Source organism: Pseudomonas spelaei, assembly GCF_009724245.1.
Taxonomy (GTDB): Bacteria; Pseudomonadota; Gammaproteobacteria; order Pseudomonadales; family Pseudomonadaceae; genus Aquipseudomonas; species Aquipseudomonas spelaei.
The window spans coordinates 129,390-154,893 of sequence record NZ_WNNK01000009.1 but is presented as its reverse complement, the minus strand read 5'-3'; the positions used below and the strand labels follow the sequence as shown (position 1 = coordinate 154,893).

Genomic DNA, 25,504 nt, shown 5'->3' with positions numbered 1-25,504 from the left:
TTTTCCCTATCGAGCCTTATCCATGAATCAGAACGCTGAATATTCCGCGGTCAACGATGCTGTGCGCGGGCAGTTTTTCCGCCGAGTCTGGCAAATGGTCACGCCGTATTGGCGCAGTGAAGAGAAGGGCAAGGCCTGGTTGTTGCTGATCGCGGTGATCGGTTTATCGCTGTTCAGCGTGGCCATTTCCGTGTGGATCAACCACTGGTACAAGGATTTCTACAACGCTCTGGAGAAGAAGGACACCGCCGCCTTCTGGCAATTGATCGGCTATTTCGGCGCGATTGCCGCCGTGGCGATCCTGGGTGCGGTGTATCGCCTGTACCTGACTCAGATGCTGACGATTCGCTGGCGGGCCTGGCTTACCGAAAAGCACTTCGCCCGCTGGCTTGCCGACAAGAACTACTACCAGTTGGAACAGGGCGGTTACACCGATAACCCGGACCAGCGGATTTCCGAAGACCTTAACAGTTTTACTACCAGTACCCTGGGCCTCGGCTTGGGGCTGCTGCGCAACGTCGTCAGCCTGGTGTCGTTCTCCATCATTCTGTGGGGCGTTTCCGGCAGCATCGAAGTATTCGGCATCACGATTCCGGGCTACATGTTCTGGTGTGCCTTGGTGTATGCCGGTGTCGGCAGCTGGTTGACTCACTTGATCGGCCGCCGGTTGATCGGGCTGAACAACCAACAACAACGCTTCGAAGCTGACTTGCGTTTCTCCATGGTACGGGTGCGAGAGAACGCCGAGAGCATTGCTCTGTATAACGGTGAACCCAACGAGAATCAGCGTCTGAGCACACGGTTCGGCAAGGTCTGGCTCAACTTCTGGGACATCATGAAAGTGTCCAAGCGCCTGACCTTCTTTACCGCCGGTTACGGCCAGATTGCAATTATCTTCCCGTTCATCGTCGCGGCGCCGCGCTATTTCACCGGCAAGATCGAGCTGGGCGAGCTGATGCAAATCAACTCGGCGTTCGGCAATGTGCAGGAGAACTTCAGCTGGTTTATCAGTGCTTACTCCGAGCTGGCTTCGTGGCGCGCTACCAGTGATCGTCTGCTGAGCTTCCACCAGGCCATGAGCGACAACGAAGCACGCACACCGGCGATCGAGGTGCAGAACCTAGGTGCCGAGTTGGCATTGACAGGACTCGGGCTGGACCTGGCCGATGGCCGTCACTTGCTGAGCAATGCCGACATGGTGGTAGAGCCGGGCCAGCGGGTGATGTTGAGTGGCCGTTCGGGCAGTGGCAAAAGTACGTTGCTGCGAGCGATGGGGCACCTTTGGCCCAACGGTCATGGTGCGATTCGCCTGCCGGCGGCACGTTATCTGTTCTTGCCGCAGAAGCCGTATCTGCCGATTGGTGCCTTGAAGGCGGTGCTGAGTTATCCACAGGAGGACTCGGTCTATAGCGCTGAACGTTATGCACAGGTCCTGGAAACCTGCCGCTTGCCGCATCTGGTCAGCCGTCTGGAGGAGGCCAATCACTGGCAACGCATGCTCTCGCCGGGTGAGCAGCAACGTTTGGCCTTTGCCCGTGCGCTGTTATTCGCGCCGCAATGGCTGTACATGGACGAGGCGACTTCGGCCATGGACGAGGAGGATGAGGCGACGTTGTACCAGGCGCTGATTGATGAACTGCCGGGCTTGAGCATCGTCAGCGTTGGTCACCGCAGCAGCCTCAAGCGCTTCCATGGGCGGCATGTGCGGATCGAGCAGGGGCAGTTGCAGGAACAACCGGTGTCCTGAGACCGGACACGGTCAGTGTGGGAGCTGGCTTGCCTGCGATAGCGGTATGTCAGGCAGCAGAGATGTAATCTGATATGCCGCTATCGCGGGCAAGCCCGGCTCCCACATGTTTGTGCTATTTGGCAGACGGTACACCCAACAAAAAGCCCGGCTGATCATCGATCAGCCGGGCTTTTTATGTCGCTTGAAAGCCTATTACTTCTTCAAGCCGTAATGCTCATCCAGCATGCCTGGCGCGTTCGGCGTTTTTGGCGCGTAGTCCCTAGGTGGTTCCTGATGTTCCCGTGGAGGGGTCAGGCGTTCCCGTGGAGCTTGCGGCACATCGGAATGCAGCGCGGCCAGCAGACGCTGACGGGTGATGTCGTCCAGGGCCAGACGGTTGGCGCCCTCGGCGAGGTGATCCTGTACTTCCTGATAGCTCTGAGTGAGTTTTTTCACCAGGGTCGCGGTGCTGTTGAAGTGGGTAACAACCTCGTTCTGATAACTGTCAAAACGTTCCTGAATGTCATCCAACTGACGCTGCGTGCGGTTAGGCGCCGCATTCGGCAGCAGGCGAGCAACCAGGAATCCAATGGCGACACCGGCAACCAAGGCGAGAGTCGGCAACAACCAAACTAAGAGCGAGTGTTCCACGAGTCCTTCCTCTATAAACGGCTTTGCTTTACGTTAACGGCTCGGACCTGCGCTGTATACCGCGATTAAGCTCGCAATGATGCCATGCACAGACTTTTAGCTAGACGAGTCGACCCCTTGAGAGGTCACGGAGTTCCTTCCTTGCTGATGCGTGAAACCCCTGTTTTGATCGATGGCCCGGTAGGCCAACTGGAAGCCCTGTATCTGGATCACCCCGAGCCACGTGGCCTGGCGCTGATCTGTCACCCTAACCCGGTGCAGGGTGGAACCATGCTCAATAAAGTGATTTCGACCCTGCAACGCACCGCCCGCGATGCGGGTTTGATCACGTTGCGTTTTAATTATCGTGGCGTTGGCGCCAGCGCCGGAACTCACGACATGTCGACCGGTGAAGTGGATGACGCCGAAGCGGCGGCCACCTGGCTGCGTGAAAAACATCCCGACCTGCCCATTACCCTGCTGGGGTTTTCCTTCGGCGGGTATGTTGCAGCAAGTCTCGGCGGTCGCCTGGAGGCCAAGGGTGAAAAGCTTGCGCACCTGTTCATGGTGGCGGCTGCGGTCATGCGCTTGCGTGATCAAGACGTGCTGCCGCAGAACTGCCCACTGACCCTGATCCAGCCGGAAACCGACGAAGTGGTTGATCCCCAGACCGTCTACGACTGGTCTGCGGCCTTGAATCGCCCCCATGAGCTGCTGAAAGTGGCAGAATGCGGACACTTTTTTCATGGCAAGCTGACCGATCTCAAGGATCTGGTGCTGCCGCGCCTTTCGAATTGATAGCAGTCTGATAAGCGATTACCCATGACGACTCGTACCCGTATCCTCACCGGCATTACCACCACCGGCACGCCGCACCTGGGCAACTACGCGGGCGCCATCCGCCCGGCGATCCTTGCCAGCCAGGACTCCAATGCCGACTCCTTCTACTTCCTGGCCGACTACCACGCCCTGATCAAATGCGATGACCCGCAGCGCATCCAGCGCTCGCGTATGGAAATCGCTGCGACCTGGCTGGCCGGCGGCCTGGACGTGAACCGGGTGACCTTCTACCGCCAGTCCGACATCCCGGAAATTCCCGAGCTGACCTGGCTGCTGACCTGTGTGGCGGCCAAGGGCCTGCTCAACCGTGCGCATGCCTACAAGGCCTCGGTAGACAAGAACCTGGAAAACGCTGAAGACCCGGATGCAGGCATCACCATGGGCCTGTACAGCTACCCGGTGCTGATGGCGGCGGACATCCTGATGTTCAACGCCCACAAGGTGCCCGTCGGTCGCGACCAGATCCAGCACGTGGAAATGGCCCGGGATATCGGCCAGCGCTTCAATCACCTGTTCGGCAACGGTAAAGAATTCTTCACCATGCCTGAAGCGCTGATCGAAGAAAGCGTCGCTACCTTGCCGGGCCTGGATGGCCGCAAGATGTCGAAGAGCTACGACAACACCATTCCGTTGTTCACCAGCGCCAAAGACATGAAAGACGCCATCTCGCGGATCGTCACCGACTCCCGTGCGCCAGGCGAAGCCAAGGATCCGGATAACTCCCACCTGTTCACCTTGTTCCAGGCGTTTGCCTCGAAGGCTCAGGAAGAAGAATTCCGTGGCGAACTGCTGCAAGGCCTGGGCTGGGGTGAGGCGAAGAACCGTCTGTTCCAATTGTTGGACGGTCAACTGGGCGAAGCCCGTGAGCGTTACCACCAGTTGATGTCGCGTCCTTCGGACATGGAAGACCTGCTGTTGATCGGTGCCAAGAAAGCCCGTGCCGTGGCTGCTCCGTTCCTCAGTGAGTTGCGTGAAGCAGTTGGCCTGCGTTCGTTCGTCAACCAGACCACGGTTGCCGCCAGTACCAAGAAGAAAGCCGCGAAAGCTGCACGCTTCGTCAGTTTCCGTGAAGACGACGGCAGCTTCCGCTTCCGCCTGTTGGCCGCCGAAGGTGAGCAACTGCTGCTGTCGCGCAATTTTGCCGATGGTAAAACCGCGGGCGCCGTGACCAAGCAACTGCAGTCGGGTCAGGACCTGGACGTACGCAGCGAAGCGTTGAGCTTCAGCGTTTGGCTGGAAGGTGCGGCCGTGGCCGACAGTCCGGCCTTCACCGACAGCGCATCGCGCGATGCTGCCATCGACGCCTTGCGCGTGGCGTTGACACCAATCGAGGATTAACCCGACCAAGGGTTGATTGCCATTCTTCAGGGCCGTCGTTACAGTGGCGGCCCGTTTTTGTTGCCTTGCTAACGAATTATGACGCCCCTAGAACGATATCAAGCTGATCTGAAGCGCCCCGAATTCTTCCATGACGCCGCCCAGGAAACTGCGGTGCGTCATTTGCAGCGCCTGTACGACGATCTGGTCCAGGCCTCGCAGAACAAGCCAGGGATGTTCAGCAAACTGTTTGGCAAGAAAGACCAAGCGCCGGTCAAGGGCCTGTATTTCTGGGGCGGCGTGGGCCGGGGCAAGACATACCTGGTGGACACGTTCTTTGAAGCGCTGCCGTTCAAGGAAAAGGTCCGCACTCACTTCCACCGCTTTATGAAGCGTGTGCATGAAGAGATGAAGACCCTTCCTGGCGAGAAAAACCCGCTGACCATCATCGCCAAGCGTTTCTCCGATGAGGCGCGGGTGATCTGTTTCGATGAATTTTTCGTCTCCGACATCACCGACGCCATGATCCTCGGCACGCTGATGGAAGAACTGTTCAAGAACGGCGTGACCCTGGTCGCCACCTCGAACATCGTGCCAGACGGCCTGTACAAGGACGGCCTGCAACGCGCGCGCTTCCTGCCGGCTATCGCCTTGATCAAGCAGAACACCGACATCGTTAACGTCGACAGCGGCGTCGACTACCGCCTGCGCCACCTCGAACAAGCGGAATTGTTCCACTTCCCGCTCGACGAAGCCGCCCAGGAAAGCCTGCGCAAAAGCTTCCGTGCCCTGACGCCGGAATGCACCCAGGCCGTGGAAAACGATAAGTTGATTATTGAAAACCGCGAAATCATCGCCCTGCGCACCTGCGACGACGTCGCCTGGTTCGACTTTCGTGAACTGTGCGACGGCCCTCGCAGCCAGAACGACTACATCGAACTGGGCAAGATCTTCCACGCCGTTATCTTGAGCGGCGTCGAGCAAATGACTGTCACCACCGACGACATCGCCCGACGCTTTATCAACATGGTCGATGAATTCTACGACCGTAACGTCAAGTTGATTATCTCGGCCGAAGTTGAACTCAAGGACCTCTATACCGGCGGTCGCTTGAACTTCGAGTTCCAGCGGACCTTGAGCCGCTTGCTGGAAATGCAATCCCACGAGTTCCTGTCGCGGGCGCACAAGCCTTAAGTGGTGTGATCGAAATGAAAAAGGCCTGCAGCGATGCAGGCCTTTTTTATGGTTTGGAATGGGGGCAAGTGTGGGAGCTGGCTTGCCTGCGATGACGGCCTGTCAGTTGACACTTGTATGGCTGACCCACCGTTATCGCAGGCAAGCCAGCTCCCACATGTGAAGGTGCGTTTGGCCTTGGCTAGGCGGCTTGCTGGAATTGCTGCCGGTACTGGTTCGGTGACAACTCCGTGTGCTGCCTGAACAGCCGCGCAAAGAAGCTCGCATCGTCATAGCCCACCTCATAACTGATGGTCTTGATGCTTTTGCGGCTGCCCGACAGCAAACCCTTGGCGGTTTCGATCCGTAGGCGCTGCAAGTAGTGCAGGGGCTTGTCGCCGGTGGCGGTCTGGAAGCGGCGCATGAAGTTGCGGATGCTCATGCCGTGTTCCCGGGCAACGTCTTCGAAGCGGAATTTGTCGGCGAAGTGTTCTTCGAGCCAGTGCTGGATCTGCAGGATGATCACGTCTTGATGCAGTTTCTGGCCGCCGAAGCCGATGCGACCGGGGGCGTAGCTGCGTTGCACTTCATAAAGAATGTCGCGGGCCACGGCTTGGGCGATGTTGGCGCCGCAAAAGCGCTCGATCAAATAGATGTAGAGGTCGCAGGCCGAGGTGGTACCACCGGCGCAATACAGGTTGTCGGCGTCGGTCAGGTGTTTGTCCTGATTGAGTTGCACCTTGGGGAACCGTTCGCTGAACGCGTTGAAGAAGCGCCAATAGGTGGTTGCCTCCTTGCCATCGAGCAGGCCCGCCTCAGCGAGCCAGAATACCCCGGTGGCTTCGCCGCACAGCACGGCACCACGGGCGTGTTGCTCCCGTAGCCAGGGCAGGATTTGCGGATAGCGGCCGCACAGGGAGTCGAAATCGTCCCAGAAGGCTGGCAGGACAATGATGTCGGCGTTTTCCAGACCACCGTCCACCGGCATGATTACATCACTGAAGCTGCGCACCGATTGCCCATCGGGGCTGACCAGGCGGGTTTCAAAGGCGGGAGTAAGGCCCTGGCCCAGCTGTTTGCCGTAGCGCAGGCTGGCGAGATGGAAGAAATCCTTGGCTTGCATGAGGGTGGAAGCAAACACCCGATCAATGGCCAAAATGCTGACGCGCCGCAAGGGCGTGGAGATTTGGTTAGACATAATTTCATTTGTTCTTATAGGGGAAAGTGGTCACCAGACGGCTGGATCGTCTTATTTTTTGTCGCATGTGTCCAGTGTCCTGTGACGTCTCGGGGGCTTAGGCTCTGTGATCTTGTTCTCGTCTGATAATCCTCACAGGTGACCCATGATCCCCAGAACCTTGTTCAGCTCGGAGCACGAACTCTTCCGTCAGAGTGTGCGCACCTTCCTAGAAAAAGAAGCTGCGCCGTTCCACGGGCAATGGGAAAAGCAGGGGCATATCGATCGCAACCTGTGGAACAAGGCGGGGGAGGCGGGGATGCTCTGTTCTCACCTGCCGGAAGAATATGGCGGCCTGGGGGCGGATTTTCTCTATAGCGCGGTGGTGATCGAGGAGGTCAGTCGGCTGGGGTTGACCGGGATCGGTTTTTCCCTGCATTCGGACATTGTGGCGCCGTACATCCTGCATTACGGCAGCGAAGCGCTGAAGCAAAAGTACCTGCCCAAGCTGATCTCCGGGGAGATGGTCACGGCCATCGCGATGACCGAGCCGGGCGCCGGCTCCGACCTGCAGGGGGTCAAGACCACCGCAGTGCTGGACGGCGATGAATACGTGATCAACGGCTCGAAGACGTTTATTACCAACGGATTTCTCGCGGACCTGGTCATCGTTGTGGCCAAGACCGATCCGAAGGCTGGCGCGAAGGGCACCAGCCTGTTTCTGGTGGAAGCGGATACACCGGGCTTCGACAAGGGCAAGCGTCTGGAAAAGGTCGGCATGAAGGCCCAGGACACCTCGGAGCTGTTCTTCCAGGATGTGCGGGTGCCTAAGGAAAACCTGCTGGGGCAGGCGGGGATGGGCTTTGCCTATTTGATGCAGGAGTTGCCTCAAGAACGGTTGACCGTGGCAATTGGCGCCTTGTCCTCAGCAGAGGCGGCGCTGCAATGGACGTTGGAATACACCCGCGAGCGCAAGGCGTTTGGCAAGCCGATTGCTGACTTTCAGAACACTCGCTTCAAGTTGGCGGAGATTGCCACTGAAACGCAGATTGGCCGCGTATTTGTCGATAAATGCATGGAGTTGCACCTGGAGGGCAAGCTCGACGTGCCCACGGCGGCGATGGCCAAGTATTGGGCGACGGATTTGCAGTGCAAGGTACTCGACGAATGCGTGCAGTTGCACGGCGGCTACGGCTACATGTGGGAATACCCGATTGCCCGGGCCTGGGCGGATGCGCGAGTGCAGCGGATTTATGCAGGGACCAATGAAATCATGAAGGAGATTATTGCGCGGGCGCTTTGAGTCCTTGATGTTGCTGATGGCGCCATCGCGGGCAAGCCCGGCTCCCACATTTTGGTTTGTGAATACAGTCAAATGTGGGAGCTGGCTTGCCTGCGATAGCGGTCTAGAGATCAATCAAGGCGCAGGATTCGGATGATCCTTCTGAATCGCCTCAATCCCCGCCAGCACTTCATCTGACAGTTTCAGGTCGGCGCTGGCGATATTGCTGTCCAACTGCTCCAGCGTCGTGGCACCAATGATGTTGCTGGTCACGAACGGCTGTTGCGTTACAAAGGCCAGCGCCATCTGCGCCGGGTCCAGGCCGTGTTCACGGGCCAAGGCCACGTAACGGCTGCATGCTGCTTCCGATTGCGCGTTGAAGTAGCGGCTGAAGCGGCTATAGAGGCTCAGGCGCCCTTTGGGTGGGCGTGCGCCACCTTCGTATTTGCCACTCAACATGCCGAACGCCAGCGGCGAATAGGCCAGCAGCCCACACTGTTCGCGAATCGCGATTTCCGCCAAACCCACTTCAAAGCTGCGGTTGAGCAGGTTGTAGGGGTTCTGGATCGACACCGCGCGGGTCCAGCCACGGGCTTCGGCCAGGGCCAGGAACTTCATGGTGCCCCATGGGGTTTCGTTGGACAGGCCAATATGACGAATCTTGCCGGCCTTGACCTGCTCGTCCAGCGCTTCGAGCGTTTCCTCCAGCGGCGTCAGGTTTTCTTCGGCCTTGTGTTTGTAGGCCAATTGTCCGAAGAAGTTGGTGCTGCGCTCCGGCCAATGCAGTTGGTAGAGGTCGATCCAGTCGGTCTGCAGGCGCTTGAGGCTGGCGTCCAGGGCGTCGACGATGTGCTTGCGGTTGTGCTTGAGGTGGCCATCACGGATGTAGTCGATGGTGTTGCCGGGGCCGGCGATCTTGCTGGCGAGGATCCAGTCGGCACGGTCGCCGCGGCTTTTGAAGTAGTTACCGATATAACGCTCGGTGGTGGCGTAGGTATCGGCCTTGGGTGGTACCGGGTACATTTCCGCCGTGTCGAGGAAGTTGATCCCCGCGGCCTTGGCCCGTTCGATCTGTGCGAAGGCCTCTGTCTCGCTGTTCTGCTCGCCCCAGGTCATGGTCCCCAAGGCTATCGCGCTCACGTTCAGATCGGTTCGGCCCAGCTGTCGATAATCCATCGGGTGCTCCTTCAGGGAAAACAATCATAAAAGCAGGTTGAATTTTTTTTGGCAATCTGCATAATTGCCCACCTCTTTCTGCAGTGGAAGTGATGCGCCGCCTGCCGAAGAATCTTGCCGTTGAACGGACGCGCTGACCCGAGCCCCCGATAGCGTCTGTATCCGGCTGCCTTTGACTTGTCAAAGTACGCACTATTCAGTAAGATCCGCCGTCTAATTTACAGGGCGGCCCCTGAGGCTATTAAAGAATGACAACTTTTACTGCAAAACCGGAAACAGTTCAGCGCGACTGGTTTGTCGTCGATGCCGCTGGTCAGACCCTGGGTCGTCTGGCCACTGAAGTCGCCAGCCGTCTGCGTGGCAAGCACAAGCCTGAATACACCCCTCACGTTGATACCGGTGACTACATCGTGATCATCAACGCTGAGCAGGTACGTGTTACCGGCAACAAAGCGCAAGACAAAATGTACTACCGTCACTCCGGTTTCCCAGGCGGTATCAAGTCTTCGAACTTCGAAGGCCTGATTTCCAAGAAGCCTGAAGCCCCGATCGAAATCGCGGTCAAAGGTATGCTGCCTAAGGGCCCACTGGGTCGCGATATGTTTCGCAAGCTGAAAGTCTATGCGGGCGCTGCTCACCCTCATGCTGCTCAGCAGCCCCAAGAACTGAAGTTTTAACGGAATAGTTCATTATGTCGGCGACTCAAAATTACGGCACTGGCCGTCGCAAAACCGCAACCGCACGCGTTTTCCTGCGTCCGGGCACTGGTAACATCTCGATCAACAACCGCACTCTGGAAAACTTCTTCGGTCGCGAAACTGCCCGTATGGTAGTTCGTCAGCCGCTGGAATTGACCGAGACCGTTGAAAAGTTCGACATCTACGTCACCGTTATCGGTGGCGGTGTAAGTGGTCAAGCTGGCGCAATCCGCCACGGTATCACTCGCGCTCTGATGCAGTACGACGAAACCCTGCGTGGCGCTCTGCGCAAAGCTGGCTTCGTTACTCGCGATGCTCGTGAAGTTGAACGTAAGAAAGTCGGTCTGCGTAAAGCGCGTAAGCGTCCGCAGTACTCGAAGCGTTAATTCGCTTTTACGTTCCAGAAAACGCCCAGCCTCCTCACGGAGCTGGGCGTTTTTTATTGCCTGCGATTTATAGGCAACTTTTTTACTGTGACAACTTGCCACATCCGTAGACCCCCTATACTCAAAGGCTTGGAGCTGGGGCCGGGGGTAATTACCTTGTCAGAGGTGGGGCTTTTCATTACCATTCGGCAAAATTTTTATAAGTTCAGATTTAACACTTAGTAGACGCCTGATTTAACAGGCCACAAAGCTGATGGGAGAGGACTGAATGAGCAATGACGGCGTGAATGCAGGCCGGCGTCGCTTCTTGGTAGCAGCCACATCCGTGGTGGGTGCTGCAGGAGCGGTGGGGGCTGCGGTCCCGTTCGTGGGGTCATGGTTTCCCAGTGCCAAGGCGAAAGCCGCAGGTGCACCGGTGAAGGTGAATGTCAGCAAGATCGATCCAGGCCAGCAGATGATTGCTGAGTGGCGCGGTCAGCCAGTGTTCATCGTTCGTCGTACCGAGGAAATCCTGGGAAATCTGAAGAAGATCGAAGGCCAGCTGTCTGACCCCGACTCGAAGAATTCCGACCAACCCGCTTACGTCGATAAGGAAATTCGCTCGATCAAGCCAGAGATTCTGCTGCTGATCGGTATCTGCACCCATTTGGGTTGCTCTCCCACCTTCCGCCCGGAAGTGGCGCCAGCGGACTTGGGCAAGGACTGGGTCGGCGGCTACTTCTGCCCATGCCACGGTTCCCACTACGACCTGGCCGGCCGCGTCTACAAGTCACAACCCGCGCCTTTGAACCTGCCAGTTCCGCCACATCACTACGAGACTGACAGTGTCATTGTCATTGGCGTCGACGAGGGGGAGAAAGTCTGATGAGCAAGTTCATGGATTGGGTTGATGCGCGCTTCCCTGCCACCAAGATGTGGGAAGACCATCTCAGCAAGTATTACGCCCCGAAGAACTTCAACTTCTTCTACTTCTTTGGCTCCCTGGCACTGCTGGTGCTGGTCAACCAGATCGTTACCGGTGTCTGGCTGACCATGAGCTACACCCCTTCGGCGGAAGAGGCCTTCGCCTCCGTCGAATACATCATGCGCGACGTCGAATACGGTTCGATCCTGCGTCTGTTGCACTCCACCGGCGCTTCGGCGTTCTTTATCGTGGTCTATCTGCACATGTTCCGTGGCTTGCTCTACGGCTCGTACCAGAAGCCTCGTGAGCTGGTGTGGGTGTTCGGCATGCTGATCTACCTGGCGCTGATGGCAGAGGCCTTCATGGGCTACCTGCTGCCGTGGGGCCAGATGTCCTACTGGGGCGCCCAGGTGATTATCTCGCTGTTCGGTGCGATTCCGGTTATCGGCAATGACCTGACCCAGTGGATCCGCGGTGACTACCTGATTTCCGGTATCACCCTGAACCGCTTCTTCGCCTTGCACGTGGTGGCCTTGCCGATCGTGATTCTCGGCCTGGTGGTGTTGCACGTCCTGGCGCTGCACGAAGTTGGCTCCAACAACCCGGACGGCGTGGACATCAAGAAGCACAAGGACGAGAACGGCGTACCGCTGGACGGCATTGCCTTCCACCCGTACTACACCGTGAAAGATATCGTCGGCGTGGTGGTGTTCCTGTTCATCTTCTGCTCGATCGTGTTCTTTTTCCCGGAGATGGGTGGTTATTTCCTCGAGAAGCCGAACTTCGAACAGGCGAACGCCTTCAAGACCCCGGAACACATTGCCCCGGTCTGGTACTTCACCCCGTTCTACGCCATTTTGCGGGCGATTCCCGACAAGCTCATGGGTGTTATCGCCATGGGCGCAGCCATCGCCGTGCTGTTCGTCCTGCCATGGCTTGACCGTAGCCCGGTCAAATCCATGCGCTACAAGGGCTGGATGAGCAAGATCTGGTTGTGGGTGTTCTGCATTTCGTTCGTGACCCTGGGCGTACTGGGCGTATTGGCGCCGACCCCTGAGCGTACGTTGCTGTCGCAGGTCTGCACCTTCCTGTACTTCGCCTACTTCATTCTGATGCCGTTCTACACCAGGCTCGAGAAGACCAAACCGGTTCCGGAAAGGGTGACTGGCTGATGAAAAAATTATTCGTTGCATTGATTCTTGCGGCCCTGCCGATACTGTCCTTCGCGGCCGAGCATGGCCCGGACCTGGAAAAAGTTGATATCGACGTATCTGACAAGGCTGCGATGCAAGATGGCGCACGTACGTTCGCCAACTACTGCATGGGCTGCCACAGCGCCAAGTTCCAGCGTTACGAGCGGGTTGCCGATGACTTGGGCATTCCCCATGACGTGATGCTCAAGAACCTGGTGTTCACCGGCGCGAAGATCGGCGACCACATGAACATCGGCATGCAACCTGCTGATGCCAAGACCTGGTTCGGGGCGGCACCGCCTGACCTGACCCTGGTGGCGCGCGTTCGTGGTACCGACTGGCTCTACGGCTACCTGAGATCCTTCTACGAAGACCCGTCGCGCCCGTACGGCGTGAACAACAAGGTGTTCCCGAATGTCGGTATGCCTAACGTTCTGGTCGGCCTGCAGGGTCGCCAAGTGGTAGGATGCAAGCAGGTTCAGGTCGTTGAAGATGGCAAGAAGCAATATGACCCGTTGACCGGTACGCCGCTGACTCATGAAGCGTGCGATCAACTGACCATAATGCCGAAAACCGGTGCGCTGAACGAAGAGCAGTTCGATGAGAAGGTCAAGAACCTGGTGACCTTCCTGGCCTATTCGGCCAACCCAGTGAAGCTGCAGCATCAGCGCATTGGTACCTATGTGTTGCTGTACCTGGCCTTCTTCTTCGTGTTCGCTTATCTGCTGAAACGCGAATACTGGAAGGACGTGCATTGATCCAACCGTAAGCAATTGCTGTTAATCTTGCGCGCCCAGCGGCATCTCTGAACAGGTAACGGTCTGGTTGAACCAGGCGTTACGGAGATGCTCTCTGGGCGCGCTCGTTTTTGAGCGTTTCAATAATTTCAACAAGCGAGGAGGACCGCCATGGGCGTGACCAATCGGTTGGCCTGTTACTCCGACCCCGCCGACCACTATTCCCACCGAGTACGCATCGTGCTCGCAGAGAAGGGTGTCAGCGCAGAGATCATCAGTGTGGAGGCCGGTCGTCACCCGCCGAAACTGATCGAAGTGAACCCTTACGGCAGCTTGCCCACCCTGGTCGATCGTGACTTGGCGTTGTGGGAGTCAACCGTGGTGATGGAATATCTGGATGAGCGTTACCCGCATCCGCCTTTGTTGCCGGTGTATCCGGTGGCACGTGCCAACAGCCGTCTGCTGATCCATCGGATTCAGCGTGACTGGTGTGGCCTGGTCGATTTGATCCTGGATTCGCGCAGCAAAGAAGCGGCTCGCGTTCAGGCGCGCAAGGAATTGCGTGAGAGCCTGACGGGTGTTTCGCCGTTATTTGCCGACAAACCTTTTTTCCTCAGCGAGGAACAAAGTCTGGTGGATTGCTGCCTATTACCCATACTCTGGCGCTTGCCGATTCTGGGCATTGAACTGCCGCGGCCTGCCAAGCCGCTGCTTGATTACATGGAGCGCCAGTTTGCGCGTGAGGCTTTCCAGGCGAGTCTGTCTGGTGTCGAACGCGATATGCGCTAAGGCTTAAGGAGCCGCTGATGAACTCCAGTCGACCTTACCTGGTCCGCGCGCTCTATGAGTGGATTGTGGACAACGATTGCACCCCGCACATGCTGGTCAATTCCGAGTTTCCTGCCGTGCAGGTACCGCAAGGTTTTGCCAGTGACGGACAGATCGTCCTGAACGTTTCACCCAGTGCCGTGAGACACCTGCACATGGACAATGAAGCGGTCAGTTTCGAAGGGCGTTTCGGCGGTGTGCCGCATACGCTGTACGTGCCCATCGGCGCCATCCTGGGGATTTATGCCCGGGAGAACGGCCAGGGCATGGTGTTTGATCTGGAGTCTCCTCTTGAGGACGACGATACGATCGAGCTCGAAGATGACAACGATGTGCCGCCGCCTGATTCCGAGCCGCCGCGTCCCAGCGGTCGTCCGAGTCTGAAAGTGGTGAAGTGACAAGGCACAAGCCTTCGGGCAAGTGTTGAAAAATGCCTCGGCTTTGCCGGGGTATTTTTTTGCGCACAGTAAAAGCCTGCAGGTTGCAGATGAAAGTGCTGACAGAACGGTGATCGTACAACCGGCTTGGGCTATGATGCCCCTTTAGTTCGCCGAGATAGATGATTCATCATGGAAAACTCCAGCGCCGCTCCTCGTCTTCCCCGCAAGCGTCGCAGCCTTGCCCAGGAATTGGTCACGGTGCTGTCCGAGCAGATCCGCGACGGCCAGCTCAAGCGTGGTGATAAATTGCCGACCGAGTCGGCGATCATGGATGCCCATGGTGTCAGCCGCACTGTAGTGCGTGAGGCTATCTCGCGGTTGCAGGCGGCAGGGCAGGTGGAAACCCGTCACGGCATCGGCACCTTTGTGTTGGATACGCCAAGCCCCAGCGGTTTTCGGATCGACCCGGCCACGGTGGTGACATTGCGTGATGTGCTGGCGATTCTGGAGCTGCGCATCAGCCTTGAAGTGGAGTCCGCCGGCCTGGCAGCCCAGCGGCGCAGTGACGAGCAGTTGGCGGCCATGCGCGCCGCCCTGGATGCGTTGAACGAAAGCGCTGCCCACGCCGGTGATGCGGTAGCGTCGGACTTTCAGTTTCACCTGCAGATTGCCTTGTCCACCGGCAACCGATACTTCACCGACATCATGACCCACCTGGGCACCAGCATTATCCCGCGCACTCGCCTGAACTCCGCGCGTTTGGCCCATGATGACCAACAACACTACATGAGCCGCCTGAGCCGCGAACACGAAGAAATCTACGACGCGATTGCCCGTCAGGATTCGGATGCGGCACGGGCGGCAATGCGGTTGCACCTGACCAACAGTCGTGAGCGGTTGCGTCATGCCCATGAAGAGGCACAGGCGCAGCGCGGCTGAATGTCATTGTGTAGGCGCTGTCGAGCTTTAGCGAGGCTGCGAATGCATCGCTGCGGTGTAGCTGAAACTGCACGGTGTCCGCATCGTATGGGTTCGACAGCTCCTACCGCTTAATCAGGCTGATTCGGCTTGTAGTCCTTGAGCAACAGATACGTGCTCCAGCCCCACCAGTCGTTGGTCCAGTGCTTGTCGTTGAGGTTATTGACGTCCTGGCGGCGCAGCACCTTGTCGCCTTCAGCCTTGAACAGCGGCGAGAAGTTATTGTTCGGGTTGTTCGCCGCATTCAAATCCGGCACATACAGCGGTGCCTTGAAGTTGGCCGGGGAGGGCGCGATACCGCTGATAAACGTCTCGAAGATCTCGTCCGCCGAAGCCTGCACCGCGCGTTTAACCTGGGCCCGATTGGCCGCGTCATTGGTGTCGAAATAGCGTTTATCACCGTAGGCGTGCCACTGATCACCCAAGGCATTGCGTACGTTGAGTCCGAACTTACTGTCTTCGTCATGCATAAAACGGCTGATCAGCGACCCCAGCTCGCCCGGTGTCACCACCGCGGCCAGTTGCTTGCGCGGCACGCGCAGATGGCCGGCGGAAAACAGGTCGGTCAAAAAGTGGTCCGCAAAGCTGTTCATGGCATAAGCCAGTTCCAACGCCTGGTCGGTACCACTTTGATGCGCCACGACGGCTTGTTGCAGTGCCGCCGTATGGCCTGCCAAATAAGCTGACAACGCCCATTCGCCGAAATGGTCAGCGTTGTCCGCCGCCAGTTTCAGGTAGCGCCCCAGCGGAACCATCGCCGACACGGCACTGCCGCCACCGGTAATCCGGTTCCACTCTTCGGACAAGGTATCGCCGAGCGCATCGTAAGCCTCGTGGGGCTGCTTGCCGTCCTTGATCGCCTGGTTGACCGCATTGATCTCCTTTTGCATGACCGCCAGGATCTTGCCGGCTTCCTCTCGCGCAGCCGGCAGGACTGCCAGCGAGTTGAACGCCGCAGTAAACCGTTGCACACGGTCGGTTGCCGATGCGCCATCGCTGATGGCCTGGCCAGGGATACCGTAGAAATCACCGCCCAGGGAAATGATCTGGCCATACCGTAGGGCGAGACCATTGGGCAGGTGCAACTCAACCTCTCGACCGGGGATCGCCGGTGCGTCCTTGGCGAAACGCAGCAGGGTGTCGTCGCCGATGGCGGTGTGTTCGCCACCTTCAAAACGGAGGGAGGGGTTTTTCGAGCGTGTTACCGATTCAAGTACTGACATGTTAGCTCCTTGCTATGTCGTAGGACTCTTCCTTAATAACTGTATGTATATACAGTTATTTGGATAATAGAGGAATAAATTCCTACGTCAAGAAGCCCGTTTTAGACGCCGCCAAAACCCTGGCTGCCCGTGGACCTGATGAATTGCTGTTGACGAATACTTTTATAGTTGTACGATGACGTACGACATCAACAAATAACCATCAGCAATCTCTCAACAGATAGTCTTTGCCCAGGGTGTTCGAATAATGAATCCACAAGAACTGAAGTCCATCCTCTCCTCCGGTCTGCTGTCTTTCCCTGTGACCGATTTCAACGCCCAAGGTGATTTCCATCAGGCGGGTTACATCAAGCGCCTGGAATGGCTGGCCCCTTATGGCGCCACTGCCTTATTTGCCGCCGGCGGCACCGGTGAGTTCTTCTCCCTGGCGGCCAGTGAATATTCCCAGGTGGTGAAAACCGCCGTAGATACCTGCGCCACCAGCGTGCCAATCCTCGCCGGTGTCGGCGGTTCGACCCGCCAGGCCATTGAGTACGCCCAGGAAGCCGAGCGCCTTGGCGCCAAGGGCCTGTTGCTGCTGCCGCACTACCTGACCGAAGCTAGCCAGGACGGCGTCGCCGCCCACGTTGAAGCCGTGTGCAAATCGGTAAAAATCGGCGTGGTGGTCTACAACCGCAACGTTTGCCGCCTGACCGCGCCGCTGTTGGAGCGCCTGGCCGAGCGTTGCCCAAACCTGATCGGTTACAAGGACGGCTTGGGTGACATCGAGTTGATGGTGTCGATCCGCCGTCGCCTTGGTGACCGTTTCAGCTACCTGGGTGGCTTGCCGACTGCAGAGGTTTACGCCGCTGCCTACAAGGCTTTGGGCGTACCGGTGTACTCCTCGGCGGTGTTCAACTTCATCCCGAAAACCGCGATGGATTTTTATCACGCCATTGCCCGTGAGGATCACGCCACCGTCGGCAAGATCATCGATGACTTCTTCCTGCCGTACCTGGACATCCGTAATCGCAAGGCCGGTTACGCGGTGAGCATCGTCAAGGCCGGGGCGAAAATTGTCGGGTACGACGCCGGTCCCGTGCGCACGCCGTTGACCGATCTGCTGCCGGAAGAATACGAAGCCCTGGCCGCGCTGATCGACAAGCAAGGCGCGCAATAACCCATCACCAAAGCCGCTGAGCAATCAGCGGCTTTTTGCGTCAGGAGAAGATTCGTGTCTCAAGCCAAACGTTTTGACAACTACATCGGCGGCCAATGGGTCGCTGGCGCCGACTATTCGGCCAATATCAACCCGTCTGAGTTGTCTGATGTCATTGGCGATTACGCCAAGGCTGACCTCGCTCAAGTCCACGCCGCCATTGACGCCGCCCGCGCTGCGTTCCCGGCCTGGTCGACCTCGGGTATCCAGGCGCGTCATGACGCCCTGGACAAAGTCGGCAGTGAAATCCTCGCCCGCCGCGAAGAGCTTGGCACCTTGCTGGCCCGGGAGGAGGGCAAGACCCTGCCCGAAGCCATCGGCGAAGTGACCCGCGCCGGTAATATCTTCAAGTTCTTCGCCGGTGAATGCCTGCGTCTGTCCGGCGACTACCTGCCGTCGGTTCGTCCAGGCGTCAATGTTGAAGTCACCCGTGAAGCCCTCGGTGTGGTTGGCCTGATCACCCCGTGGAACTTCCCGATTGCCATCCCTGCCTGGAAGATTGCCCCGGCGTTGGCCTATGGCAACTGCGTCGTGCTCAAACCCGCCGAGTTGGTTCCGGGTTGTGCCTGGGCCCTGGCGGAAATTATCTCCCGCGCCGGCTTCCCGGCCGGTGTGTTCAATCTGGTGATGGGCAGCGGTCGTACCGTTGGCGATGCCATGGTTAATAGCCCGAAAGTTGATGGCATCAGCTTTACCGGTTCGGTTGGCGTCGGACGGCAAATCGCTGTCAGCTGTGTGTCGCGCCAGGCCAAAGTGCAGTTGGAAATGGGCGGCAAGAACCCGCAGATCATTCTGGATGACGCCGACCTCAAACAGGCTGTAGAGCTGTCGGTACAGAGCGCGTTCTATTCCACAGGCCAGCGTTGCACTGCTTCCAGCCGTTTGATTGTCACCGCCGGAATTCACGACCAGTTCGTTGCCGCCATGGCTGAACGGATGAAGTCGATCAAGGTCGGCCACGCCCTGAAAACCGGCACCGACATCGGCCCGGTGGTGTCCCAGGCGCAATTGGATCAGGACCTGAAATACATAGACATTGGCCAAAGCGAAGGTGCGCGGCTGGTGAGCGGTGGCGGCTTGGTGACCTGCGATACCGAAGGTTACTACTTGGCCCCGACGCTGTTTGCCGACAGCGAAGCCGCCATGCGCATCAGCCGAGAAGAGATCTTTGGCCCGGTGGCCAACGTGGTTCGCGTGGCGGATTACGAGGCGGCGCTGGCGATGGCCAATGACACCGAGTTCGGTCTGTCGGCGGGCATTGCCACCACGTCGTTGAAGTACGCCAACCACTTCAAGCGTCACTCCCAGGCCGGGATGGTGATGGTTAACCTGCCGACCGCCGGTGTGGATTACCACGTTCCGTTCGGTGGCCGTAAAGGTTCATCCTACGGTTCGCGTGAGCAGGGTCGCTATGCGCAAGAGTTCTACACAGTGGTGAAAACCAGCTACATCGGTTCGTAACAGCAGCACCTTTGTAGAGGCTGGCTGATAGGGGCGGCTTTATGTGGGAGCTGGCTTGCCTGCGATTGCATCACCAAGGTGTTCCTGACACGCCGAGGTGCCCGCATCGCGGGCAAGCCCGACTCCCGCATAAAGCGGCTCTCACAAAACAACGAAATTACCCGCAAAAAAAATAATTAGTGGGAGTACATCTACATGCAAGCGACCAAGCCGACCCATGTCCGCTATTTGATCCTGCTCATGCTGTTCCTGGTGACCACGATCAACTACGCCGACCGGGCCACCATCGCCATCGCCGGCTCCAGCCTGCAAAAAGACCTCGGCATCGACGCGGTCACCCTCGGTTATATCTTCTCCGCATTCGGTTGGGCCTACGTGGCCGGGCAAATTCCCGGCGGCTGGCTGCTGGACCGTTTTGGTTCGAAAAAAATCTATGCACTGAGCATCTTCACCTGGTCACTGTTCACGGTGTTGCAGGGTTATGTCGGTGAGTTTGGCCTTTCAACCGCCATTGTCGCGCTGTTCATGCTGCGCTTCCTGGTGGGCCTGGCCGAAGCGCCATCCTTTCCCGGCAATGCGCGGATCGTCGCCGCCTGGTTTCCGACCGCCGAGCGCGGCACAGCGTCGGCGATCTTCAACTCGGCGCAGTACTTCGCGACGGTGCTGTTCGCGCCGTTGATGGGCTGGATCGTCTACACCTTTGGCTGGCAGCACGTGTTTATCGTCATGGGCGGCATCGGCATTGTGTTCTCGCTGATCTGGCTGAAAGTTATCCACAGCCCGCGCCAGCACCCGATGATCAATGACGCCGAGCTCCAGCACATCGCTGACAACGGCGGCATGGTCGATATGGATCAGGACAAGGGCAAAGGTAAGGCAGTTGATGGACCGAAGTGGGATTACATCCGCCAGTTGCTGACCAACCGCATGATGCTCGGCGTGTACCTGGGCCAGTACTGCATCAACGGTATTACCTATTTCTTCCTGACCTGGTTCCCGGTGTACCTGGTGCAGGAGCGCGGCATGACGATCCTCAAGGCGGGGTTCATTGCGTCGTTGCCGGCCATCTGCGGCTTTATCGGTGGCGTCTTGGGCGGGGTGATTTCCGACTACCTGCTGCGCAAAGGCCATTCGCTGACCTTCGCCCGCAAGGCGCCGATCATTGGCGGGCTGCTGATTTCCAGCAGCATCGTGGCGTGCAACTACGTCGACATCGAATGGATGGTGGTGGGATTCATGGCGCTGGCCTTCTTTGGCAAAGGCGTTGGCGCACTCGGTTGGGCGGTGGTGTCCGACACCTCGCCGAAACAAATCGCCGGGTTGAGCGGCGGCTTGTTCAACATGTTCGGCAACATCGCCTCGATCACCACACCGATTGTGATCGGCTACATCATCAGCACCACCGGCTCGTTCAAGTGGGCGCTGGTCTTCGTCGGTGCGAATGCCTTGGTGGCGGTGTTCAGTTACCTGGTGATTGTCGGCCCGATCAAGCGCGTGGTGCTCAAGGAGCCACCGGCCAAAGGCCCCGAGCTGACTAAACTTTCCCAAGCGCATTCCTGAAGGGGCCCGCGTCATGCACTTGATTGAACATGCCGACTCACCGCGCTCTATCCGTTTGCACGAGCGGGATAACGTGGTGATTGTGGTCAATGACCAGGGCGTACCGGCCGGAACCGAATTCCCGGATGGCCTGGTGACGGTGGATTTCATCCCCCAGAGCCACAAGGTCACGCTGGAAGATATTCCCGAAGGCGGGCAGATCATTCGTTATGGGCAAACCATTGGTTATGCCTTGCAGCCGATTCCCCGGGGCAGTTGGGTCAAGGAAGATCAACTGCGCATGCCTACCGCGCCGCCCCTGGATAGCTTGCCGCTGTCCACTGAGGTGCCAGAAGTTCAGACGCCGTTGGAGGGCTTCACCTTCGAGGGCTATCGCAATGCTGACGGCACCGTCGGCACGCGCAACATTCTGGGTATCACCACCACCGTGCAGTGTGTGACCGGGGTGCTGGACCATGCGCTCCAGCGCATCAAGAACGAGTTGTTGCCCAAGTACCCGAACGTCGACGACGTGGTGGCGCTGACCCACAGCTACGGCTGCGGCGTGGCGATTACCGCCACTGACGCTTACATTCCGATCCGCACGGTGCGCAACCTGGCGCGTAATCCGAATCTGGGGGGCGAGGCGCTGGTCATCAGCCTGGGCTGCGAGAAGTTGCAGGCCGGGCAGGTGATGCATGACAACGACAGCTCCGTGGACCTGAGTGAGCCCTGGCTGTATCGCCTTCAGGATGCCAGCCACGGGTTTACCGAGATGATCGAACAGATCATGGGCCTGGCAGAAACCCGACTGAAGAAGCTCGACCTGCGGCGGCGCGAAACGGTGCCAGCGTCGGAGCTGATCCTGGGCATGCAATGCGGTGGCAGCGATGCGTTTTCCGGTATCACCGCCAACCCGGCGTTGGGCTATGCGTCAGACCTGTTGTTGCGGGCGGGTGCGACGGTGATGTTTTCCGAGGTGACTGAAGTCCGTGATGCCATCTACCTGCTGACTGCTCGCGCGCAGAGCAAGGAAGTCGCTCAGGAGCTGGTACGGGAAATGGACTGGTACGACCGCTACCTGGCCAAGGGTGAGGCGGACCGCAGCGCCAACACCACGCCGGGGAACAAGAAGGGCGGGTTGTCGAACATTGTCGAGAAGTCCCTGGGCTCCATCGTCAAGTCGGGTAGCAGCGCAATCAATGGCGTACTCGGTCCGGGTGAGCGGTTCAAGCACAAGGGCCTGATCTTCTGCGCGACGCCCGCCAGTGATTTTGTCTGCGGCACCTTGCAACTGGCGGCCGGGATGAACCTGCATGTGTTCACCACCGGGCGCGGTACGCCCTATGGGTTGGCGATGGCGCCGGTGGTGAAAGTCTCGACACGGACCGAACTGGCCCAGCGCTGGCCGGATCTGATCGATATCGATGCGGGGCGGATCGCTACGGGGCGGGCGACGATCGAAGAACTGGGCTGGGAGTTGTTCCACTTCTATCTGGACGTGGCCAGCGGCAAGAAGCAGACCTGGGCTGAGCGGCACAAACTGCACAATGACATCACGTTGTTCAACCCGGCGCCGATTACCTGAGACCGATTACTCAGTGTGGGAGCTGGCTTGCCTGCGATAGCGGTGGGCCGGTTAACCACGGCGTTTGCTGCGCCGACGCCATCGCAGGCAAGCCAGCTCCCACTTTTGATTTGTGGACTCCAGACGAAGCTGCCTATGCTGGCTTATCATTGTCACCTACCGACGCTCACCCAAGGCTCTTCCCGGCATGCTGGCAATCTTCCTCGCGACCCTGAACATCACCGCGCCAGTGTTTGCCATGCTGTTTCTCGGTGTGCTGCTCAAGCGCATCAACTGGATCAACGACAACTTCATTCATGTCGCGTCGGCCCTGGTGTTCAACGTCACCATGCCGGCATTGCTGTTCCTCGGGATTCTCCATGCGGACTTGCACTCGGCGCTCAAGCCCGGGTTGTTGATCTACTTCGCCGTCGCCACGCTGCTGAGCTTCGCCCTGGCCTGGGGCTGGGCGATCTGGCGCTGCCCACGGGAAGACCGTGGCATCTATGCCCAGGGCGCATTTCGCGGTAATAACGGGGTGATCGGCCTGGCACTGGCGGCCAGCATGTATGGCGATTACGGGATTTCCCTCGGGGCGATCCTCGCGGCGCTGGTGATCCTGTTCTACAACACGCTGTCGACCATTGTGCTGGCGGTGTACAGCCCGGTGATCAAGTCCGACCCATGGAGCATCTTCAAAAGTGTGATCAGCAACCCGCTGATTATCAGCGTGATCGCGGCGACGCCTTTCGCTTACTTCCAGATCGGCTTGCCCAACTGGCTGCAAGCTTCGGGGCAGTACCTGGCGGACATGACCTTGCCGCTGGCCTTGATTTGCATTGGTGGAACCTTGTCATTGGCCGCCTTGCGCAAGAGCGGCGATATGGCCTTGAGCGCCAGCCTGGTGAAGATGATCGGCCTGCCGGTACTGGCTACCCTCGGTGCGTGGTTGTGTGGGTTCCGTGGGCCTGAGCTGGGGATTCTGTTTCTGTACTTTGGGGCTCCGACAGCAGCAGCCAGTTTCGTCATGGCCCGGGCAGCGCAAGGCAATCATGAGTTGGCGGCGGCGATCATCGTGATCACTACGCTGATGGCCGCGGTGACCACGAATATCGGGATCTTTGTGTTGCAGGCGGGCGGCTGGATCTAGGCTTCTTTCTGGTAGCTGTCGATGACTTCCTGGGCGGCGCGGAATGCATCAATCGCCGCCGGCACGCCGGCATACACCGCGCAATGCAACAGCGCTTCGCGAATCTCCTCCACTGTGCAGCCATTGTTCAATGCGCCGCGCACATGCCCTTTGAGCTCCTGCGGGCACTTGAGCGCAGTCAAGGCTGCGAGGGTGATCAGGCTGCGGGTTTTCAGCGGCAAGCCGTCACGATTCCAAACGCTGCCCCAGGCATGCTCATTGACGAAATCCTGCAGCGGCTGGGTGAATTCGGTGGCATTACCCAGGGCGCGATCGACGAACACATCGCCCATGACCTGGCGACGCATTTCAACCCCGGGCTTCTTTTGATCGGTCATTGCGATTCCCTCTTGTGTTGGCGGCGCCAGGCTCGCAGCGAGGTGAACAACAGGAAAGCCACCAGTGCTGGCAGGACGTAATACAGCATCAGTTGTTCCAGCCTGTTGGCCAGGGGCATACCGGTGGTGAACGAAATCACATGCAGCCCGTAGGCCAGGTACAGTCCCAGCAACAGCAAGCCTTCGGCCCGGGTAATCCGGTAACCGGAATAGAACACCGGCAGGCACAGGACTGCGACACCGAGCATCACCGGCAGGTCGAAGTCCAGGGCGTTGGGCGATACCGACAGCGGCGACGGCGCCACCAGGGCGGTAAAACCCAGCACGCCCAGCAGATTGAACAGGTTGCTGCCGATCACGTTGCCCACGGCAATCTCGCGTTCTCCACGCAGGGCGGCGATCAGCGAGGTCGCCAGGCAAGGCAATGAGGTGCTGACACCGACAATGGTCAGGCCGATGACGCGTTCGGACAGGCCCAGATCACTGGCGACTTCTACCGCCGCCCCCAGCAACAGGTGCCCGGCAAACACCAGCAACAGCAGGCCGGCAATCATGCAGAGTACGCTGCTCAGCCATGGCGCCTGCACCACCGTGTCACGGGTGCGAGGGCGACGGGAATGGCGCGTCTGGTAGAGCAGCAAGCCAAGATAAGCCACCAGTGCGGTCAGCAAGAGCAGGCCATCCACAGGGGTCAGTATTTCGTTGGCGGAGAGCGCAAACACCAGCAGGCTGGCGAGGATCATCACCGGGATATCCAGGCGCACCAGTTGGCGTGAGACCCGCAACGGAATGATCAACGCTGACAGGCCGAGGGTGACGAGGATATTGAAGATACTGCTACCGATCACGCTGCCCACGGCGATGTCGGTGTTGTCCGCCAGGGTGGCTTGCAAGCTGACGGCCATCTGCGGCGCGCTGCTGCCGAAGGCGACGATGCTCAAGCCGATGATCAGCGGCCGCACCTTGAGGCTGGCAGCCAGGCGGACGGCGGCGCGCACCAGCACTTCGGCACCGAGAATCAGCAACACCAGGCCACTGATCAGTTCGATCAGGCTGAAGGGCGATAGGGCGGTTAATCCGAAAATGGTCAGGGCTCCCGTCGGTCAGTTGCTCAGGGCTTGCACACGAACGCGCGCGGTCCCGCTGCGCAGCATACCCAATTGCTCGGCGGCCTTGCGCGAAAGATCGATCAGGCGCCCACGGGTGTGAGGGCCACGGTCATTGATACGGACCACGACGCTTTTGTCGTTATTGAGGTTGGTGACTTTGACCCGCGTGCCAAAGGGCAGGCGGCGGTGAGCGGCGGTCAGGCCGTTCTGATTGAAGGCTTCACCGCTGGCGGTACGTTTGCCGTGGTGCTTGGCGCCGTAGTAGGACGCGGTGCCGGTTTCGTCGTAGCCGTTGGGGTCAATGAGCCCGCTGGCGCAGCCGGTGAGCAGGGAAAACAGGGCCAGGAGGCCGAGTAGACGCTTCATTAAAGGTGTCCCCGAAATTAATGCGCGAGCCCACTCCTGCGGGAGCCGGGCTTGCCCGCGATGCAAGTGCCTCGGTCTTTCAGATG

General features: G+C 58.6%; 25 protein-coding genes. 18 read left to right on the top strand and 7 right to left on the bottom strand.

Annotated elements, in window-relative coordinates; translation table 11 throughout:
- Positions 1-22: 22 nt before the first annotated feature.
- Complete coding sequence (locus GNF76_RS12930) at positions 23-1,747, top strand: ABC transporter ATP-binding protein/permease (protein ID WP_155583535.1); 1,725 nt, start codon at positions 23-25, stop codon at positions 1,745-1,747.
- A 195-nt stretch (positions 1,748-1,942) separates the two neighbouring features.
- On the opposite strand, the gene GNF76_RS12925 is transcribed toward GNF76_RS12930, so the two are convergent.
- Positions 1,943-2,380 (bottom strand): Z-ring associated ZapG family protein, encoded by a 438-nt coding sequence (locus tag GNF76_RS12925; RefSeq protein WP_178123310.1) that lies wholly within the window; start codon positions 2,378-2,380, stop codon positions 1,943-1,945.
- Positions 2,381-2,527: 147 nt separating this feature from the next.
- Here GNF76_RS12925 and GNF76_RS12920 point away from each other — a divergent pair, with 147 nt between their 5' ends.
- The 3 genes from GNF76_RS12920 to zapE all read left to right on the top strand — a co-directional run bounded on the left by GNF76_RS12920 (position 2,528) and on the right by zapE (position 5,710).
- Positions 2,528-3,157, top strand: coding sequence for an alpha/beta hydrolase (locus tag GNF76_RS12920; RefSeq protein ID WP_155583602.1), 630 nt, complete (start codon positions 2,528-2,530; stop codon positions 3,155-3,157).
- A gap of 24 nt (positions 3,158-3,181) precedes the next feature.
- Positions 3,182-4,537 carry a tryptophan--tRNA ligase gene (locus GNF76_RS12915; RefSeq protein ID WP_155583534.1) on the top strand — a complete coding sequence of 452 codons (1,356 nt, stop codon included), beginning with the start codon at positions 3,182-3,184 and terminating at the stop codon, positions 4,535-4,537.
- 78 nt (positions 4,538-4,615) lie between these two features.
- On the top strand, positions 4,616-5,710 hold the full coding sequence (zapE, locus tag GNF76_RS12910) for a cell division protein ZapE (protein WP_155583533.1): 1,095 nt from the start codon (positions 4,616-4,618) through the stop codon (positions 5,708-5,710).
- Between the two features lie 181 nt (positions 5,711-5,891).
- Here the strand turns inward: zapE and GNF76_RS12905 are convergent, their stop codons facing one another.
- Positions 5,892-6,812 (bottom strand): GlxA family transcriptional regulator, encoded by a 921-nt coding sequence (locus GNF76_RS12905; protein WP_178123323.1) that lies wholly within the window; start codon positions 6,810-6,812, stop codon positions 5,892-5,894.
- Positions 6,813-7,032: 220 nt separating this feature from the next.
- Here GNF76_RS12905 and GNF76_RS12900 point away from each other — a divergent pair, with 220 nt between their 5' ends.
- Positions 7,033-8,169, top strand: coding sequence for an acyl-CoA dehydrogenase family protein (locus tag GNF76_RS12900; RefSeq protein ID WP_155583531.1), 1,137 nt, complete (start codon positions 7,033-7,035; stop codon positions 8,167-8,169).
- Between the two features lie 114 nt (positions 8,170-8,283).
- On the opposite strand, the gene GNF76_RS12895 is transcribed toward GNF76_RS12900, so the two are convergent.
- The gene (locus tag GNF76_RS12895) at positions 8,284-9,324 is read right to left on the bottom strand and encodes an NADP(H)-dependent aldo-keto reductase (RefSeq protein WP_155583530.1); all 1,041 of its coding nucleotides are present in this window, start codon (positions 9,322-9,324) and stop codon (positions 8,284-8,286) included.
- A gap of 248 nt (positions 9,325-9,572) precedes the next feature.
- Between GNF76_RS12895 and rplM the strand changes: the two genes are divergently transcribed.
- From rplM to GNF76_RS12855, 8 genes are all read left to right on the top strand, one after another.
- On the top strand, positions 9,573-10,001 hold the full coding sequence (gene rplM / locus GNF76_RS12890; protein ID WP_155583529.1) for a 50S ribosomal protein L13: 429 nt from the start codon (positions 9,573-9,575) through the stop codon (positions 9,999-10,001).
- Positions 10,002-10,015: 14 nt separating this feature from the next.
- Positions 10,016-10,408, top strand: coding sequence for a 30S ribosomal protein S9 (rpsI, locus tag GNF76_RS12885; protein WP_003216038.1), 393 nt, complete (start codon positions 10,016-10,018; stop codon positions 10,406-10,408).
- Between the two features lie 268 nt (positions 10,409-10,676).
- Positions 10,677-11,273 (top strand): ubiquinol-cytochrome c reductase iron-sulfur subunit, encoded by a 597-nt coding sequence (petA, locus tag GNF76_RS12880; RefSeq protein ID WP_155583528.1) that lies wholly within the window; start codon positions 10,677-10,679, stop codon positions 11,271-11,273.
- On the top strand, positions 11,273-12,484 hold the full coding sequence (locus GNF76_RS12875) for a cytochrome b (protein ID WP_155583527.1): 1,212 nt from the start codon (positions 11,273-11,275) through the stop codon (positions 12,482-12,484). The genes petA and GNF76_RS12875 overlap by 1 nt, the downstream gene beginning before the upstream one ends.
- Positions 12,484-13,263 (top strand): cytochrome c1, encoded by a 780-nt coding sequence (locus GNF76_RS12870; RefSeq protein WP_155583526.1) that lies wholly within the window; start codon positions 12,484-12,486, stop codon positions 13,261-13,263. The genes GNF76_RS12875 and GNF76_RS12870 overlap by 1 nt, the downstream gene beginning before the upstream one ends.
- Positions 13,264-13,413: 150 nt before the next feature.
- Complete coding sequence (locus tag GNF76_RS12865; protein ID WP_155583525.1) at positions 13,414-14,031, top strand: glutathione S-transferase N-terminal domain-containing protein; 618 nt, start codon at positions 13,414-13,416, stop codon at positions 14,029-14,031.
- A 17-nt stretch (positions 14,032-14,048) separates the two neighbouring features.
- Positions 14,049-14,468: a ClpXP protease specificity-enhancing factor gene (locus GNF76_RS12860; protein ID WP_155583524.1), complete on the top strand. Its 420-nt coding sequence runs from the start codon at positions 14,049-14,051 to the stop codon at positions 14,466-14,468.
- A gap of 171 nt (positions 14,469-14,639) precedes the next feature.
- A complete protein-coding gene (locus GNF76_RS12855; RefSeq protein WP_155583523.1) occupies positions 14,640-15,389 on the top strand; it encodes a FadR/GntR family transcriptional regulator in 750 nt (249 codons plus the stop codon).
- A gap of 110 nt (positions 15,390-15,499) precedes the next feature.
- Here GNF76_RS12855 and GNF76_RS12850 read toward each other — a convergent pair whose 3' ends face one another.
- Positions 15,500-16,651 (bottom strand): phospholipase, encoded by a 1,152-nt coding sequence (locus GNF76_RS12850; RefSeq protein ID WP_155583522.1) that lies wholly within the window; start codon positions 16,649-16,651, stop codon positions 15,500-15,502.
- A 247-nt stretch (positions 16,652-16,898) separates the two neighbouring features.
- Between GNF76_RS12850 and kdgD the strand changes: the two genes are divergently transcribed.
- The 5 genes from kdgD (at position 16,899) to GNF76_RS12825 (ending at position 23,566) form a co-directional block, all read left to right on the top strand.
- The gene (kdgD, locus tag GNF76_RS12845; RefSeq protein WP_155583521.1) at positions 16,899-17,810 is read left to right on the top strand and encodes a 5-dehydro-4-deoxyglucarate dehydratase; all 912 of its coding nucleotides are present in this window, start codon (positions 16,899-16,901) and stop codon (positions 17,808-17,810) included.
- Between the two features lie 54 nt (positions 17,811-17,864).
- Positions 17,865-19,310, top strand: a complete 1,446-nt coding sequence (locus GNF76_RS12840) for an aldehyde dehydrogenase family protein (protein ID WP_178123309.1) — start codon at positions 17,865-17,867, stop codon at positions 19,308-19,310.
- A 195-nt stretch (positions 19,311-19,505) separates the two neighbouring features.
- The gene (locus tag GNF76_RS12835; RefSeq protein ID WP_155583520.1) at positions 19,506-20,870 is read left to right on the top strand and encodes an MFS transporter; all 1,365 of its coding nucleotides are present in this window, start codon (positions 19,506-19,508) and stop codon (positions 20,868-20,870) included.
- 13 nt (positions 20,871-20,883) lie between these two features.
- Positions 20,884-22,437: a galactarate dehydratase gene (gene garD, locus GNF76_RS12830; RefSeq protein WP_155583519.1), complete on the top strand. Its 1,554-nt coding sequence runs from the start codon at positions 20,884-20,886 to the stop codon at positions 22,435-22,437.
- Positions 22,438-22,624: 187 nt separating this feature from the next.
- Positions 22,625-23,566 carry an AEC family transporter gene (locus tag GNF76_RS12825; RefSeq protein ID WP_155583518.1) on the top strand — a complete coding sequence of 314 codons (942 nt, stop codon included), beginning with the start codon at positions 22,625-22,627 and terminating at the stop codon, positions 23,564-23,566.
- Here the strand turns inward: GNF76_RS12825 and GNF76_RS12820 are convergent.
- Genes GNF76_RS12820 through GNF76_RS12810 form a run of 3 tightly spaced genes read right to left on the bottom strand, consistent with a single transcriptional unit; the run spans position 23,563 to position 25,418 of the window.
- Entirely contained in the window at positions 23,563-23,943 is a 381-nt protein-coding gene (locus GNF76_RS12820) for a carboxymuconolactone decarboxylase family protein (RefSeq protein ID WP_155583517.1), read from the bottom strand. The two genes, GNF76_RS12825 and GNF76_RS12820, sit on opposite strands and share 4 nt — an antisense overlap.
- Positions 23,940-24,986 carry a calcium/sodium antiporter gene (locus GNF76_RS12815; protein WP_178123322.1) on the bottom strand — a complete coding sequence of 349 codons (1,047 nt, stop codon included), beginning with the start codon at positions 24,984-24,986 and terminating at the stop codon, positions 23,940-23,942. The genes GNF76_RS12820 and GNF76_RS12815 overlap by 4 nt, the downstream gene beginning before the upstream one ends.
- Before the next feature lie 60 nt (positions 24,987-25,046).
- Complete coding sequence (locus GNF76_RS12810; RefSeq protein ID WP_155583515.1) at positions 25,047-25,418, bottom strand: septal ring lytic transglycosylase RlpA family protein; 372 nt, start codon at positions 25,416-25,418, stop codon at positions 25,047-25,049.
- Positions 25,419-25,504 lie beyond the last annotated feature (86 nt).

Coding starts and splice junctions, on each gene's coding strand:
- GNF76_RS12865 (WP_155583525.1), top strand. CDS start 13,414: ATGGGCGTGACCAATCGGTTGGCCTGTTACTCCGACCCCGCCGACCAC.
- GNF76_RS12860 (WP_155583524.1), top strand. CDS start 14,049: ATGAACTCCAGTCGACCTTACCTGGTCCGCGCGCTCTATGAGTGGATT.
- petA (WP_155583528.1), top strand. CDS start 10,677: ATGAGCAATGACGGCGTGAATGCAGGCCGGCGTCGCTTCTTGGTAGCA.
- GNF76_RS12835 (WP_155583520.1), top strand. CDS start 19,506: ATGCAAGCGACCAAGCCGACCCATGTCCGCTATTTGATCCTGCTCATG.
- GNF76_RS12820 (WP_155583517.1), bottom strand. CDS start 23,943: ATGACCGATCAAAAGAAGCCCGGGGTTGAAATGCGTCGCCAGGTCATG.
- zapE (WP_155583533.1), top strand. CDS start 4,616: ATGACGCCCCTAGAACGATATCAAGCTGATCTGAAGCGCCCCGAATTC.
- rpsI (WP_003216038.1), top strand. CDS start 10,016: ATGTCGGCGACTCAAAATTACGGCACTGGCCGTCGCAAAACCGCAACC.
- GNF76_RS12920 (WP_155583602.1), top strand. CDS start 2,528: ATGCGTGAAACCCCTGTTTTGATCGATGGCCCGGTAGGCCAACTGGAA.
- rplM (WP_155583529.1), top strand. CDS start 9,573: ATGACAACTTTTACTGCAAAACCGGAAACAGTTCAGCGCGACTGGTTT.
- GNF76_RS12875 (WP_155583527.1), top strand. CDS start 11,273: ATGAGCAAGTTCATGGATTGGGTTGATGCGCGCTTCCCTGCCACCAAG.
- GNF76_RS12855 (WP_155583523.1), top strand. CDS start 14,640: ATGGAAAACTCCAGCGCCGCTCCTCGTCTTCCCCGCAAGCGTCGCAGC.
- GNF76_RS12870 (WP_155583526.1), top strand. CDS start 12,484: ATGAAAAAATTATTCGTTGCATTGATTCTTGCGGCCCTGCCGATACTG.
- kdgD (WP_155583521.1), top strand. CDS start 16,899: ATGAATCCACAAGAACTGAAGTCCATCCTCTCCTCCGGTCTGCTGTCT.
- GNF76_RS12895 (WP_155583530.1), bottom strand. CDS start 9,324: ATGGATTATCGACAGCTGGGCCGAACCGATCTGAACGTGAGCGCGATA.
- GNF76_RS12900 (WP_155583531.1), top strand. CDS start 7,033: ATGATCCCCAGAACCTTGTTCAGCTCGGAGCACGAACTCTTCCGTCAG.
- GNF76_RS12915 (WP_155583534.1), top strand. CDS start 3,182: ATGACGACTCGTACCCGTATCCTCACCGGCATTACCACCACCGGCACG.
- GNF76_RS12905 (WP_178123323.1), bottom strand. CDS start 6,812: ATGCAAGCCAAGGATTTCTTCCATCTCGCCAGCCTGCGCTACGGCAAA.
- garD (WP_155583519.1), top strand. CDS start 20,884: ATGCACTTGATTGAACATGCCGACTCACCGCGCTCTATCCGTTTGCAC.
- GNF76_RS12850 (WP_155583522.1), bottom strand. CDS start 16,651: ATGTCAGTACTTGAATCGGTAACACGCTCGAAAAACCCCTCCCTCCGT.
- GNF76_RS12825 (WP_155583518.1), top strand. CDS start 22,625: ATGCTGGCAATCTTCCTCGCGACCCTGAACATCACCGCGCCAGTGTTT.
- GNF76_RS12810 (WP_155583515.1), bottom strand. CDS start 25,418: ATGAAGCGTCTACTCGGCCTCCTGGCCCTGTTTTCCCTGCTCACCGGC.
- GNF76_RS12930 (WP_155583535.1), top strand. CDS start 23: ATGAATCAGAACGCTGAATATTCCGCGGTCAACGATGCTGTGCGCGGG.